Below are 13,613 nucleotides of genomic sequence, written 5' to 3' on the forward strand. Positions count from 1 at the left end.
TGTAGCGCGCTTGACCTTGCTTGTTGTGACGCAACCTGGAATACCCCACCAAGCGCTCCTTTCGCTGTCTGTGTTGTCCCGTTCGTGCCCTGTGGATCAACCAAGGATTGGTCCGGTCCGGGTTGGAGGGAACGGTGGAACTTCTGACGTGTGATGGGGTTGCACTCGTCCGTCCCATCGCCCTGTCGCTCGGATGGCGGCAGGACACGATCGAGTCTCGATGTGGCCGGGTAGGGGCGGGGACTGCCGGATCTACTCCGTACTGCGTTGTCCGCGGTCACCTCTGATCACTGGTTGGTGGCGGGTGAGGGAGTGCTCGGTTGGTGGTGTTGGCGGATGTGGTGGGCGAGTGCGCGGGCGCGGCGTGAGCCGATGTGGAGTTGTTGGCGGAGGCTGTCGGCTGAGATCGGTCGTTGGTGCAGGTTCCGGTGGTGGGCGTCGAGGCGGTATGCCTCGGCACCGAGCGGGTCATCGAGAGCAGAGCACGGCGGGTCGACAGGCACGCTGCTGGCGTTGTGGCCAGGCATGTTGTTCGTGCCCGTGCTCGGTGCTGGCACCTCACCAGTGGTTGCCGCCGGGTCGTTCTGATCCGGTTCGGAGTCTGCGTTCTGGGATTCAGCGGTGACGGGCTGTGCGCCCGGGGTGGCGTGGTGGCGTTTGAGGCCTTGGTTGAGGAGCTCGACTGAGAGCAGGAGTGCGAAGGGTGGGCAGGCGGCGACGGCGATGGCGAAGGCGTTGAGCTCGGGGGCGGAGGCGATGTTGGCGCACAGGGACAGAGCGATGCCGAGCAGGAACGACAACCACGCCTTCCACTGGCTTGCAGCCCCGTGATCGTGGGTCTTCCACAGTTCGATGGTGGAGGTCAGCAGGAGACCATCGACGACCAGTGGCCAGAGAGCCGCTGTGGTCTTATCGGCGCCATATCGCAGCGCGAACTGATGTCCATGCCGGTAAGACACGTAGGCCGCGCCGATAGCGACCAGCAGGGTGCATGCGCATTGCAGACGCAACGACACATCGCCGCGGATACGGGGAGGTGGGCGATCACTCATTCAGGTTTACCTGCTCCCGAGCCGCTGGGCTGTGCGCGTGACGCGGGTCGGCAGGCCTTCCGCGAGTACTACGCGGCTCGTACCGTCGCATGAAAGGGTTATGAGGCAAGCCGAAAAGTGGGTGCGGCAAGGTGACCATCCTCCACGTTGGCCAAGATCAAGTGGCGATTTCCTGGCGACGGGAACACGCGGCAACGCGTCGCATCCCGTCGGAACGAGGAGGAACAAGGACCGCTGACCTGCGGTGAGCCACGAAACCCCTGCTGACCAGGGGAAACTCACTACCTTGACACGGTAGTGCTCTGAACTGCTCCGGCGGGTTCAGGGACTCTGAACGCGTCGGAGCGGTCCCGATCGTCACATGGTGAGGTTCCGCCGTGACAACCAGTCGTGCGGCGTGGGCGGAGCACGCGGTGTGGGGTGTTGAGTCGGCGGGTCGACTTCGCCGGGTAGCGCCCGGGAGCCAGGGGCTGAGATCGCTCCGAACGGTCGATGGCGGGGGTTTGACTGCTTGGTGGGACGTTCAGCGACGTTTGCGAGTCGCGTGTCCCGCGTGCTCGCTGAGGCTGATGCGCGCAGCGAGGCCAGGTACGGCGACATCGCGGCGTAGATGATCGCTAGCCCTCCGGGGCTGGAGAGGATTGCAACTCGATCAGTTAAAGGTGCGGCAACGGGTGGGCGACAGGTGGTGCCAGTTGGTGAGCATCGCAGCAAGCACGCGTTCCTTGTGTGGGAGGAGGCAATTTCCTAGCCGGGCACTGGCCAACCACGAGGCACTGCACGACCGGTCCGTCGTTGCGAGTTCTCACGATCTTCCTTCGCTTCGGCGGCCTGGTCGGTCTGCCCGAGCGCGCCGCCTACCACGCTTCCAAGCACGGGGTCATCGGATTCACCGAGCGTGCCGCGGTCGAGTACGCGCGCAGCGGTATCCGCATCAACGCCGTTTGCCCCGGCGTCGCCGAGACCCGATGGTCGCATGCTCGAGGGCCAGGCCGAGCCGATAGCCGAGATCATCACGCAGCAGCCCATCGGCCGCCTCGGCCAGCCCGACGAGGTCGCCCCGCGGTCCTGTGGCTGTGCAGCCCGGCAGCGAGTTTCGCGTACTGCCCGTCGACGCGGCTACCGCACCCACTGAGGTACAGCGGAAAGAACCTGGCGACCATGGATTCCCGATCAGAGAACCACGACTTCGAGATCTCCGCCGACGACATGGACATCCTGCAACACCTGGAGGCGCGGGACTACGGCGAGCACAGCGCCTTCCCTGTCTACAGCGGCAAGTGACCAGGAAGGAGCACTGCGCCATGCCCGCAAGCACTCCGAGTGAGACCGAGTCCTATTCCGTTGCCAACACTGCTCCGAGGTGGCGTTGCTGCCGTATGCGGCGGGTGAGGGCGCGGGCTCGTTATGAACGGATGCCGAGCTTCCGGCAGAGTGTGTCGGCGGAGATCGGGTCCTGGTAGAGGTTCCGGTGTTCGGCGTCGAGCCGTACACCTCCTCTCACAGCGGATCGTCGTCCTCGCCGTGCGGTGGATCCGGGAGGGTGTCAGCACCGTTGGTGCTCCACACCCTTATCACGAGCCCCAACTCCATACTTCTGACTAGTCAACGAGGCCGTAGACTCGACGTTATCGGTCACCACAATCTTTCCCGCCGAACACACTCGGCGTGTCAGAACCACTTAAACCGATCAGCTGACAGACTCTCGTATTGAAGTCGGCACGCTTCCAGTGGCGTGACAAAGATGGCTCGTGCCCCAGTCTTCCAAAGGCGATCCATGACGTGCTGGACGCCGCCGCGTGGCACCATCGCCCGCACCGCCGCCCACTCGGGGTCGTCGAGCTGAGAGATGGTCGGCGATTCCATGCCCGGCGTAATCGTGCGCGCATCAGAAAGTGCAGCTACCGGACAGTTGTAGTCCATGATCACGTACCGTCGCGCTATCAGGACACCACGCAACCGCGCGATGAGCACCTCAATTGCTTGCTCTGACGCATCTGGCAATGTCCGCTGGCCACGTACGAGCACCGCCTGCGAGGTCATGATCGGATCACCGATCGTTACTAATCCAGCTGCCCGCAGCGAGGCACCAGTTTCGACGACATCGGCGATGGCATCAGCGAGACCTAGTTCAATTGCGCTCTCAACAGCACCGTCCAAGGTGATAAGGTCCAGCTTTATTCCGATGTTCTCGGAAGCGCGCACGATGTCCGGGAAAGAAGTCGCCACGCTCGCACCATCGAGGTCGCCGACATCGGTCACACTCGATGTAGACGGTACCGCGAAGTAGAAGGCCGAGTTGCCAAAGCCAAGCTCGAGGAGCTCGGTAACGTGCTCGGATGTCCCCGCTCCAGCGATCAGGTCTTGCCCGGTGATCCCGACATCGAGCACGCCCGATCCGACGTTCCGAGCAATGTCCATCGGACGTAGGAATACGAACTGCAAAGCGTTGTCGCCATCGATCGCGAATAACGATTTGCCGTCGCGATGCACTCGATACCCTGCCTCGACCAGCAGCGAGGCCGCAGGCCCGTTCAACGCGCCCTTGTTCGGTACTGCGAGACGCAGCATTCCTTCTCTCCCTGAATCAGAACGGCGGCGAAACTGATTGACTGCGCAATGAGGGCGGCGACGCGTTGTGTACCTCAGACGGGGTACCACCATCGGACGGCGAAGACGTCGACCTTATTCAGCGAACAGGACGCAGGACCCGTGCTTGGTGGAAGCCGGATGCGCCCACCCGGCCCTCTCAATAGTCGATGACTAATCGCGAATGTAGCCTCGCGATAGACGGCGAGCAGCCCGCCGCACGCGAATCGCAAGCGGTGCCTCTGCAAAGTCAGAGGGAGACACCGCGACCTGCATACATACAGGTACCATCCGCGCCGCCCTGGCCACCCGGTGGAGGGACCGCGCCGTCACTCTCTCGATCCGAGCCCTTCACCGGGTGGAGCATCTTCGGATGGGAGGTACCTTGGTTAGGTGCTCCTCAGCTGCGCATGTGCACGGCATCTGCCAGCTTCATGATGATGTCCTCCAGGATCGGCCGCGGAGTGGCGAACGTGAGCCGCACGTGGCCGCGACCTTCCAGCCCGCACTCCGCACCGTCGGTGAGCGCAACCCGCGCCTTTTCCAGGAAGAATTCGGCTGGGCGCTCACCCAGCCCGAACGCGCGGAAGTCAAGCCAGCCCAGATACGTGCCCTCCGGCACGTGGTATTTGACCTCGGGCAGGTGCTGAGTCAGCAGCTTCGTCACCGCGTGCCGGTTGCCGTCCAGATAGTCGAGCACGTCCGCCAGCCATGGTCCCCCCTTGTTGAAGGCAGCGGACGTAGCGATCACGCCATGCGTGCCCGCACCGAGGATCGCGTGGCGGCCGGCAGCGGCCAACGCCTTAGCATCTGCCTCGTTGCTCACGATGAACTGAGCGCACTTTAGGCCGGGCATGTTCCAGGCCTTGGTCGCCGAGGCGGCGGTGACTGTGTGCTTGGCAGCCGTCTCCGACAGCATTGCGTAGGGAACGTGCCGATGCCCCGGGTAGACCACCGGTGCGTGGATCTCGTCGGCGAACACGCGACCGCCGTGGCGGTCCACCACGTCGCAAACCGCGGTCAGTTCCTCCCGCGTGAAGACACGGCCGAGTGGGTTGTGCGGATTGCACATCACCAGAAGGTGACCGCCAGCTCGGAACGCGGCATCCAGCGCATCCAAGTCCAGGACGTAACGCTCGCCATCGGTGACCATCGGTACCGTGATGACCTCACGGCCGAGTTCGCCAGGAACTTTCAGGAACGGCATGTATCCGGGCGTCGGCAGGATCACTGCGCTACCCGGACGCGAGAAGTAGTTGATCGCGATCTCGAACGCCCGGTGCACATCGGGAATCGCGGTGATCCACGCTGGGTCCAACTGCCAGCCGTGCTCCTGTGCGTGCCAGTCGGCGCAAGCTTGGGACATCTCTTCGGTCAACTGCGGTGACAGGTAACCGAAGTTCATCGTGTCCACTGCGGACTGTACCGCATCCATGATCGGCTGCGCAGTGGGAAAGTCCATTTCCGCGACGAACGCCCCCACTGTGTCCGAACCGTGCAGCGTCCACTTGAGCCCACCACGGCCACGGAGCTCATCGGCCGTGATCGCGTCATATTCGTGGATCATGCTGTCTCTTTCTCCTTGCTCTACCGAGACCGATGTGCATTTCAGCAGTGTTGCGAAAGAGCTGCAGACTGAGCTCGCAGCAGGCGAGCTCAGGGTTGAGTCTGGGCGATGGCCGCGTTCGCGCCGACGATCGTGCAGAGGCAGATGTCGTACCGGTTCGCCGCACCGTCCAGGTTGATCCGACCGCGTGCAGCGGCAATGAGCGGCTCGAAGGCCGCGCTGGTACCGATGCGCCATCCCAGACGAATATGCCTCAAGCTCAGAACAGCCTGTGCCGTTCCTCCTCGTTCAGACAGTTTCGGCATCGCATCCCCGAACGTCAGCCGTGATGATTCGGCGGCGTAGCACCACCATGCCGAGTACCACGCCACAACCGAGTCCGGCGAGCAACAGTACTGGTGAGTAACCTCCACTGGCCATCGCAATCCCGCCAAGGGAACTGTCGGCGGCCACGCCCAGCCCTGCGACGGAAGAGGACAGCCCGAAGTACGAACTCAGCATTTGCTCCGGAGCGATCGACGACACGATCAGCTCGACGCCTGGCAGCGCGAGCACCTCGCCGACGGTGAATACCACCACTCCCATGACGAGGATGGGCATGCTGTCCGCACTCACCGCGATCACAGAGCCTAGAGCCATCAACCCCCCGCCGCTACCTAGCAGAGTCGCAGGATCGAGGCGTTTGATCGCGCTGAAGGCGAGGAATTGGGACGCGACGAACAGCGAACCGTTCACCAGGTACAGCCACGACACTGCGCGAGCGTCCGCATCGACACCACCGTCGGTGATCTGACCGGCCTGTGTGGTGAAACTGACGACAAGTTGAGTCTGAATCGCCCAGCCAGTGAATCCCTATGACGTGTGTCAGCGGCTCCGGAATTTCGAATGACGTCTTGCGGTGCTGGAAACACCATCTCGGGAAAGGCCAGGGAACAGCGCCTGCGGGTGAGGCCCGTGTGGAAGACGGCGGGCATCGTTCGTATTGTTCAGCAGGCTCAAGTACGTCGTCCTGACGATGCTGCTGGGCATGCACCTGGGGATCGCGGTCATCTTGGGACTTCCGCTCTCCTCGTGCGCGATGCTCATCGCGGACGCCGTGTTCTTGCCGGACCGGTTCTACCGCTTCCTGGCCAGGAAGGGGCGTCGCGTCTTCCGGCGACCGGTCGAGCGGGAAGCGGAGACCGCGCCCCAGGCGGAAGCGGCACGTACGGCAGCCGAGCCGGCCCATGCTGGTTGAAGTGAACCGGACCCGGAGGCGGTAGTTGTCGACTGTGGACTACGTAGCCGACACTGACCTACGCCCTGACGGCGGTAGTCGGCGACATCGTTCGGCACCAGACCGACCTCGCGGGTGTGCCGCATCGAACCGGTGAGGTGATTCGGCGACAGCACGAGCTTCGTCCGGTGCGGACAGGTGCGCTACGGCCCGGGTTCCCGAGGTCGCGCTCGAGCGACTGCGGACCCGATCTTGCGGACGTAGTCAGCGCTGACCTCGAACAGACGCGTGCAAGGGTCCGGAGCGGCGGGGGATTCCCCGCTTGTTCGGCTTTACCGCGCCTTCCCCGTTGACACGGGCAGAATCGCCGGACATAATTCCTTATAACGAAACACAGATTCCATATTATGGAAAACGTCGAATAGCTGACTCCAGGCACTTCTCCGGCAACCCCGGAAATCGAGATGCCCAGGCTTCGAATGGGTCCACCCGTGTCGTCCGAAGCCCTGGTTGCTCCGTCGCGGAATACTGGCCGACGAAAGGATTAGCCGTGTACGCGGACAAAGGCACCTCGGATCCAACCTCGCCGACAAAGGCGAAATCTTTTCAGATTCCGCACATATACGTCATCCTCTTCGTGTTCAGTGCGATTGCCACCGTAGCTACGTACTTCGTTCCGGCCGGACAGTACGATCGTGTTCCGGGGCCCGACGGGCGAACCACGATCGACCCTGACTCATTTCGTATTGTCGACTCCGCGCCGGTGGGTGTCGTCGATTTCATGATGTCCATACCCAACGGGTTTGTAGCTGCCGCCGAGGTGGTTTTCTTCACCTTTGTCATCGGCGGTATGTTCATGGTGATCCGGGAGACCGGAATCATCGAGACGGCAGTGGACAAACTCACTCGTCGTTTTACCAGGCGAAGTACTCTGGTGATCCCTGTTCTGATGGTGTTGTTCGCTGTTCTCGCGAGCCTCATCGGGACTCAGGAACTGTCGCTGGTGTACGTTCCGGTTATCCTGCCCTTGTTGATCGCGTTGGGGTTCGACTCGGTCACCGCTGCGGCTGTTGCACTGTGCGCGACCGCCGCCGGGTTCACGGCCGGGGTGCTGAATCCCATCAACACCGGTCTGGCTCAAAAGATCGCAGGTGTTCCCGTGTTTTCCGGCGTGCCGCTGCGTCTGGCCGCCTTTGTCGCGCTCATCAGCGTTTCCGTTGCGTATGTCATGCGCTACGCCTCGAAGATCAGGAAAAACCCCGAGCTGAGCTTGATGCGCGGAGACAAGGACGAGGAGGAGAAACAAGATCTCTACCGGCACTCGTTGACGTCGGTGACACCGAAGTTCGCCCTGCGGCAGAAGTGGGCCGGCGTGGCGACCCTCGCCCTTTTTGGTGTGCTCATCTGGGGTGTGCTCACCCAGGGCTGGTTCATGAAGGAAATGTCCGGACTCTTCATCATAATAGGAATAGTGGCCGGCCTGGTAGCGGGAATGACCGCGACGCAGATTTGCGAGGCCTTCAACAAAGGCCTCAGTCAGGTGCTGGTCGGTGCGATGATCGTTGGTGTCGCTCGCGCCGTGGCGGTTGTACTCGAAGAGGGAAAGATCATGGATACCATGGTGTACGGCCTTGGTAACCTGGTGGACAATTTTCCGGTCATGCTATCCGCCGTAGGTATGTACCTGGCGCAGCTCGGTTTCAACTTCGTCGTTCCCTCCGGGAGCGGCCAGGCTCTGGTCACCATGCCCATCATGGCTCCACTGTCCGATGTGCTCGGCGTTCCCAGGCAGACTGCCGTGCTCGCGTACCAGCTGGGTGATGGAATGGGAAACATCCTGTACCCAACCTCCGGCTACTTCATGGCAACCCTCGCACTGGCCGGAGTCAGGTGGGACAAGTGGGTCCGATTCTTCTTCCCGCTCTTCTTGATCTGGGTGGCGATTGCGGTCGGATTCACCGTCTATGCGCAGGCCGCACTGTGGACGGGTTGATCAACGAACCAAAAGATCGCGCACGCCGATCAATGTCCACATCGACCTTACTGCCCCAGTGCCCCGGTGCGGGCGATGCGGAGGGGAGATCGGCCGCACGACACACGACGCTGCCCACCGCACACACTGCCGGGTCAGAGGACGGTGTTGCCGTACATCTCGCCGAGCGGGTCGGAAATCAGTTCGATGCGGGCGCCGTCGGGGTCTTGGAAGTACACCGAGACCTCGCTGTGCACAGCGTGTTCGACACCGGCTCGGTCGAGCTTGGTCACCAGGTGCTGCCACTGTTCGGGAGCCACCGAGATCGCGACGTGGTGCAATCCGCCGAGGACTTCGGAGTAGGGGCCGAGGTCGAGTCCGGGGAAGTCGAAGAACGCCAGCAGGTTTCCGTTTCCGATGTCGAAGAAGAAGTGTGACGAGCCCGGGTAGTCGCGGTTCTCGATCAGCTCGGTAAGGGGGAATTCGAGTACGTCTTGGTAGAAGCGGATGGTGCGCTCGACGGCGGCGGCCGGGTCCGAGTCGGGTGACTGGTGGACCTCGGCGGGAGGACCACGTCGAACTCGTACGCGCGAGCTCGGTGGCGCGGCGCTCGTCGCCTCTCGATGCGATCGAGGCGTGGTCCGCCCCGCCCGGGACTGCGTCAGGACTGCTTGACGGCCGAGATGTCGAACTCCAGCGTCACCTTCTCGCCCACGAGCACCCCGCCGGTTTCCAGCGCAGCGTTCCAGGTGATTCCGAAGTCCTTGCGGTTGATGACCGCGGAGCCCTCGAACCCGATGCGGTCGTTGCCGAAGGGGTCTTGGGCAGCGCCTTCGTAGGTGAACGGGATAGTGATCGGCTGGGTGACGCCCTTGATGGTCAGGTCGCCGGTGAGGTCGAAGGAATCGTCCCCGGTCTGCTCGATGCCGGTGGAGGCGAACGTGATCGTCGGGTGGTCGTCGACTTGCAGGAAGTCGTTCGTGCGCAGGTGCCCGTCCCGATCGGCGTTGCCGGTGTCGACGCTGCCGACCCGGATCGTGACGCCGGCCGAGGACTTGCCCGGTGCGTCGCCGTCGATGTGGATGGTGCCGTCGAACTCGGCGAACATGCCGCGCACCTTGGTCACCATCGCGTGCCGGGCGACGAAGCCGATGCGGGTATGGGTCGGGTCGAGTGCGTACTCGCCGGTGAGCTGGGGGAAGGCGGGGAACGACATGAGGATCTCCTGGGGTGACTCCGGAGGGGGTGTGTCCCTTACGAGGAGAACTATACCCCAAAACATCTCGCGTGCAAGAGATTTGCGCGAAAGAGAAAGTGCTGGCTCAGCTCGGGCGATTGACCGCACGCAACACCCGCATGGCCTCGGCGAGGTCGGCGGCTTGCTCTCGGCCGAGCGGGCGGAGGACTCGCTCGCGCAGGATCTCGGCGCAGACCCGTCGTGCCTCCTCGGCGACCCTGAGTCCGTGGTCGCTGAGAACCGTGTAGATGACCCGCCGGTCGGTCTCGTGCGGTTCGCGGCGGATCAGGTTCGCGGCGGCGAGGCGGTCCGCGGCCTTGGTGAACCCGCCGATGCTGAGTGCGGTCTCCTTGGCGAGCCGGGACATCGGTAGTCGGTAACCGGGTGATCTCAGTAGGCGGACGACGATGTCGAACGAGGCGGGCGTGAGGTCCAGTCGATCCGCGATCTCGCCCAGGAGATCGCCCTGGGTGGCGTGGTACCCCTCGATGACCAGTCCCCACCAGGACACGATCTGGTCGTCGACCTGCGTGTCGTTCGGTGTCGACGCGGTTTCGTGGGCTGCTTGCGGACTGCTCACCGAAACTCCCTTCTGTCTCGTGGCAGGTCAGCACCAGCTTAACGAAGCTATTCGCAAAGAAGTATCTTGATTGAAAGATATATCGGAAGTGAGTCTTGCGCACGAAGCGGCGTTCCCGTCCGTACGGGCACGCACTCGCGCAATCCAGTACTCGTCCACCGGCACGGGCACCGGCATCACCAATCCGCTCGGCGCCGCCGCAAGCGAACCTCAGTCGCGCCGCAGGTGGTCCCGTAGCACTCGGGCCACTCGCCCCATGAGCAGCTCGGCTTCCGGCTGGTTCACGGCGGGCACACGGGATTCGGTGAGCGCGGCGATGGCGAACATCCGGCCGTCGGCGTGCTCGACGACACCGGCCTCGTGCCGATGGTTGAGCAGGGTCCCGGTCTTCGAGGACCACGTCGAGGCGTCGGAGCTGAAGTCGGGTGCCAACCGCTGCCGCAGCAGGTTGCAGCCCATGAGTTCGCGTACGCGCCCGGCGACCTCACCATCGATCTTCGAGGGTGTCCACAGCGCTTGCAGCAGATCGACGAAGGCGCGTGCCGAACCGGAGTTCGCACGGGTGACGTCGAGCTGGGGGAGTTGATGCCCGCGTCCGGCGGTACCGGCGCCGATGGCCATCGAGTGGGCGAGATGGCGCTCGGTGACGTCGAAGCGCTCCGCGGGAGTCGCGGTGAGGTCACTGAGGCGGTGCCGAACGGTGATTCCGCGCAGTTCCCACTCCCGCAGCATCCGCATGACCTCGGTGGGCGGGGTCAGCTCGAACAGCGCGTCCGCCGCGACGCTGTCGCTGATCGACATGCTCAGGTACAGCAGGTCGTCGATCGCCACCTGAGCGGGATGCCGGAACCTGCTCAGTCCGGTCGGTCCGGGTGTGGTGATGCGGCCGGGCTGTACCCGCAGTGCTGTCGAACCGTCGAGTTCGCCACGGTGGATCCGATGGGCGGTGACGGCGGCCAGCGGGACCTTGATCAGTGAGGCCACCGGGAACGGCGAATCCGGTTCGATCCCGATCTCATGCCCGGAACGCAGATCGCGCACCAAGAACGAACCCCGCAGCCCGCCGTCGTCGAGTTCCGCGACGAGCTCCCTGATCAGCTTTTCGGCGTGCACCCGGTCTCCAGAGTCCTGCGGGATATTCGGCACCCGACCTGCGGCGGCGGCGAAGCCGCGAGGCCGTGCACTCACTCCGGTCGCTCGTCGGCGTTGGCGGCCCCGAGGCACCGCGCGATGCCCGCCCACAGCTGGGTGCGAAGACGCTCGGCATCGTCACCGATGTCTGCTTCGATACCGAAACCGCGCGCGAGGCGGAGTTCGGCGATCGGCCGCCAGCCTAGTCCGAACTCCGTCGCCTGCGTCCGGGAGCACAGCAGCAGGTCCGCCGAACCGATCACCTCGGTGACCGCCGAGCTCAGCGACTCGGCCACGGCGACCTGCGCGGGTCGCAGTCCCACGGCATCTCGAACACGAATGAGGTGGTCGCGGACGTGCGGCACGTCGTCCTCCGGCTGGATCCACACTCGGCGGCGCGGCACGCGACCTGAACGGCCGATGCGCAGAGCTTCCAGGTGGACGGCTCCTCGGCCCGGTTCCGCCGCACTCGCCACGCCCAGCGGCACGGTCCAGAACCCCTCGTCGGCGGGCACCGCGGTGAGAGCGGCGCGCACGTCACGGGTGCGCACCAGATCGCCGCGCTCGCTCGGTTCGGCCAGGCGGAACTCGAGGAAGAGTTCGTGCGCGCGTGCCTCGGCGCCGAGTTCGGCCAGTTCACGGGTGGTGCAGGTCGCCGGCACGGCGACCCGTAGCGGGCGGAGCCTGGCCTGCTTCGCGTCCTGTTCCATCGCGTCGGCGAGCCGTACCAGTCGTTGCGCCCACGGCAGCATGTCCCGGCCGAACGGCGTGAGGTTCGCCCGGCGGGTCGAGCGGTCGAACAGCCGCTCGCCGAGGTGGCGCTCCAACGCGGCGATTCGGCGGCTGGCCACCGGCTGGGGAATGCCCACCGCCGCGGCCCCGTGGGTGAAACTGCCGAATTCGCTCACGGTCGCGAACGCCCTGCAGCCGCCGACGAGGTCCATCCGGGCAGTCTATGCGTCTTCCGCATCGAACTGCTCATTACTGTCTTGGACAGCATGAGCACGGGAGCCACAGACTGTGCGCACCGATCAACGACGAAAGGAAATCCAGTGCGCATGCGGCACTTGCGGCGAGCACTCCTCCCGCTCCTGACTCTGTTCGCACTCGTCGGCTGCACGAGCGGCGAGGCAGCACCTCCACCGGCTCCGCCGTCGTCGGTGGTCGAATCCTCGGCGACGCACGCGGAGTTCGGACGGCTCGAACGGCGATTCGACGCCCGCCTCGGGGTGTACGCGCTGGACACGGCGACTGGGCAGGAGATCACCTACCACGCCGACGCCCGTTTCGCCTATGCCTCCACCCACAAGGCCTTGTCCGCCGGTGCGGTCCTGCGGCAGAACACGATCGACGGGCTGAACCGGCGGCTCACCTACGAGCGGAGCGATCTGGTGGAGCACTCGCCGATCACGAAGGAGCACGTCGAGGGCGGCATGACGTTGCGCGAGGTGATCGACGCGGCCATCCGCTACAGCGACAACACCGCCGCGAACCTCCTGTTCCGCGAACTCGGCGGCCCCGACGGCCTCGGCGCAGCCCTGCGCGACATCGGTGACACGACCACCCACGTCGACCGGATCGAACCGGACCTCAACCGGACCCGGCCCGGTGACGTCCGGGACACCAGCACTCCTCGCGCGCTGGCCGAGAGCCTGCGGAAGTTCACCACGGGCGAGGTCCTGTCCCCGGAAAAGCGCGCGATCCTCAACGAGATGCTGCGCACCGCCGAGTTCACCGAGGACCTCATCCGGGCCGGTGTGCCCGCGGGCTGGCAGGTCGGGGACAAATCCGGTGCCGCCGATTACGGAACGCGCAACGACATCGCGATCATCCGGCCGCCGGACCGCGCTCCCATCGTGCTCGCGGTGATGTCGGATCGACGGGACGCGGACGCCGAGTACGACAACGCGCTCATCGCCCGAACAGCCCGAGCCGCCATCGACGCCTTGCGGTAGTGGTCGGGGCGGCCCCGAAGCTGACCGGGGGGCGATCAGGGTGATGCGTCTCTTCTCCGGCGCACCTCCGGGCCGGTGCGCCGGGGCGCATCGCCCGGATTCCTCGGGTGCGGGATTATGAGCATGTGGAAGAGGAGAAGCAGGCTCGGCTGCGGGACGAGGTCACCGGCGGGGCCGTGTGCGCGCACATCGGATTGGGGGCCGACAACGAGCAGGCCAAGGTCGCTCGCGATCGGCTGGCGGACGTGCTGGCGGAGTACCGCCGAGCGTTCGACAAGGAGCGGTAGGCCGCGGACACCCGGCAGGTGTCCGCG

At 64.5% G+C, this 13,613-nt stretch carries 15 protein-coding genes and 1 pseudogene; 6 read left to right on the forward strand and 10 right to left on the reverse strand.

Annotated elements, in window-relative coordinates:
- Nucleotides 1-287 precede the first annotated feature (287 nt).
- A complete protein-coding gene (locus ACYVAN_RS08925) occupies nucleotides 288-1,052 on the reverse strand; it encodes a DUF2637 domain-containing protein (protein ID WP_460957621.1) in 765 nt (254 codons plus the stop codon).
- A gap of 729 nt (nucleotides 1,053-1,781) precedes the next feature.
- Between ACYVAN_RS08925 and ACYVAN_RS08930 the strand changes: the two are divergent.
- Together ACYVAN_RS08930 and ACYVAN_RS08935 are read left to right on the forward strand one after the other, a co-directional pair.
- Nucleotides 1,782-2,138, forward strand: a pseudogene (locus ACYVAN_RS08930) (SDR family oxidoreductase); the annotation flags it as partial.
- A 75-nt stretch (nucleotides 2,139-2,213) separates the two neighbouring features.
- Nucleotides 2,214-2,336 (forward strand): hypothetical protein, encoded by a 123-nt coding sequence (locus ACYVAN_RS08935; protein ID WP_460957808.1) that lies wholly within the window; start codon nucleotides 2,214-2,216, stop codon nucleotides 2,334-2,336.
- Nucleotides 2,337-2,723: 387 nt separating this feature from the next.
- Here ACYVAN_RS08935 and hisG read toward each other — a convergent pair whose 3' ends face one another.
- The 4 genes from hisG to ACYVAN_RS08955 all read right to left on the reverse strand — a co-directional run bounded on the left by hisG (nucleotide 2,724) and on the right by ACYVAN_RS08955 (nucleotide 5,961).
- Nucleotides 2,724-3,623: an ATP phosphoribosyltransferase gene (gene hisG, locus ACYVAN_RS08940; RefSeq protein ID WP_460957623.1), complete on the reverse strand. Its 900-nt coding sequence runs from the start codon at nucleotides 3,621-3,623 to the stop codon at nucleotides 2,724-2,726.
- 418 nt (nucleotides 3,624-4,041) lie between these two features.
- Complete coding sequence (locus ACYVAN_RS08945; RefSeq protein ID WP_460957625.1) at nucleotides 4,042-5,208, reverse strand: MalY/PatB family protein; 1,167 nt, start codon at nucleotides 5,206-5,208, stop codon at nucleotides 4,042-4,044.
- 89 nt (nucleotides 5,209-5,297) lie between these two features.
- The gene (locus tag ACYVAN_RS08950; protein ID WP_460957627.1) at nucleotides 5,298-5,465 is read right to left on the reverse strand and encodes a hypothetical protein; all 168 of its coding nucleotides are present in this window, start codon (nucleotides 5,463-5,465) and stop codon (nucleotides 5,298-5,300) included.
- Between the two features lie 31 nt (nucleotides 5,466-5,496).
- Nucleotides 5,497-5,961: an MFS transporter gene (locus tag ACYVAN_RS08955; RefSeq protein ID WP_460957629.1), complete on the reverse strand. Its 465-nt coding sequence runs from the start codon at nucleotides 5,959-5,961 to the stop codon at nucleotides 5,497-5,499.
- 229 nt (nucleotides 5,962-6,190) lie between these two features.
- On the opposite strand from ACYVAN_RS08955, the gene ACYVAN_RS08960 reads away from it, so the two are divergent.
- Both ACYVAN_RS08960 and ACYVAN_RS08965 read left to right on the forward strand, forming a co-directional pair.
- Nucleotides 6,191-6,445: a hypothetical protein gene (locus ACYVAN_RS08960; protein ID WP_460957631.1), complete on the forward strand. Its 255-nt coding sequence runs from the start codon at nucleotides 6,191-6,193 to the stop codon at nucleotides 6,443-6,445.
- Between the two features lie 529 nt (nucleotides 6,446-6,974).
- Nucleotides 6,975-8,417, forward strand: coding sequence for a YfcC family protein (locus ACYVAN_RS08965; protein WP_460957633.1), 1,443 nt, complete (start codon nucleotides 6,975-6,977; stop codon nucleotides 8,415-8,417).
- 134 nt (nucleotides 8,418-8,551) lie between these two features.
- On the opposite strand, the gene ACYVAN_RS08970 is transcribed toward ACYVAN_RS08965, so the two are convergent.
- The 5 genes from ACYVAN_RS08970 to ACYVAN_RS08990 form a co-directional block, all read right to left on the reverse strand.
- Entirely contained in the window at nucleotides 8,552-9,145 is a 594-nt protein-coding gene (locus ACYVAN_RS08970; protein WP_460957804.1) for a VOC family protein, read from the reverse strand.
- A complete protein-coding gene (locus ACYVAN_RS08975) occupies nucleotides 9,058-9,612 on the reverse strand; it encodes a YceI family protein (protein ID WP_460957635.1) in 555 nt (184 codons plus the stop codon). Before ACYVAN_RS08975 ends, ACYVAN_RS08970 begins: the two co-directional genes overlap by 88 nt.
- Nucleotides 9,613-9,718: 106 nt before the next feature.
- Entirely contained in the window at nucleotides 9,719-10,213 is a 495-nt protein-coding gene (locus tag ACYVAN_RS08980; RefSeq protein WP_460957637.1) for a MarR family winged helix-turn-helix transcriptional regulator, read from the reverse strand.
- A gap of 210 nt (nucleotides 10,214-10,423) precedes the next feature.
- Nucleotides 10,424-11,326 carry a serine hydrolase gene (locus ACYVAN_RS08985; RefSeq protein ID WP_460957639.1) on the reverse strand — a complete coding sequence of 301 codons (903 nt, stop codon included), beginning with the start codon at nucleotides 11,324-11,326 and terminating at the stop codon, nucleotides 10,424-10,426.
- Nucleotides 11,327-11,397: 71 nt separating this feature from the next.
- Nucleotides 11,398-12,288, reverse strand: a complete 891-nt coding sequence (locus tag ACYVAN_RS08990; RefSeq protein ID WP_460957641.1) for a LysR family transcriptional regulator — start codon at nucleotides 12,286-12,288, stop codon at nucleotides 11,398-11,400.
- Between the two features lie 108 nt (nucleotides 12,289-12,396).
- Here ACYVAN_RS08990 and bla point away from each other — a divergent pair, with 108 nt between their 5' ends.
- Nucleotides 12,397-13,299 carry a class A beta-lactamase gene (gene bla, locus ACYVAN_RS08995; RefSeq protein ID WP_460957643.1) on the forward strand — a complete coding sequence of 301 codons (903 nt, stop codon included), beginning with the start codon at nucleotides 12,397-12,399 and terminating at the stop codon, nucleotides 13,297-13,299.
- Nucleotides 13,300-13,406: 107 nt separating this feature from the next.
- Nucleotides 13,407-13,586, forward strand: coding sequence for a hypothetical protein (locus ACYVAN_RS09000; protein ID WP_460957645.1), 180 nt, complete (start codon nucleotides 13,407-13,409; stop codon nucleotides 13,584-13,586).
- Nucleotides 13,587-13,613 lie beyond the last annotated feature (27 nt).

It is taken from the genome of Parasphingorhabdus pacifica, assembly GCF_054779195.1.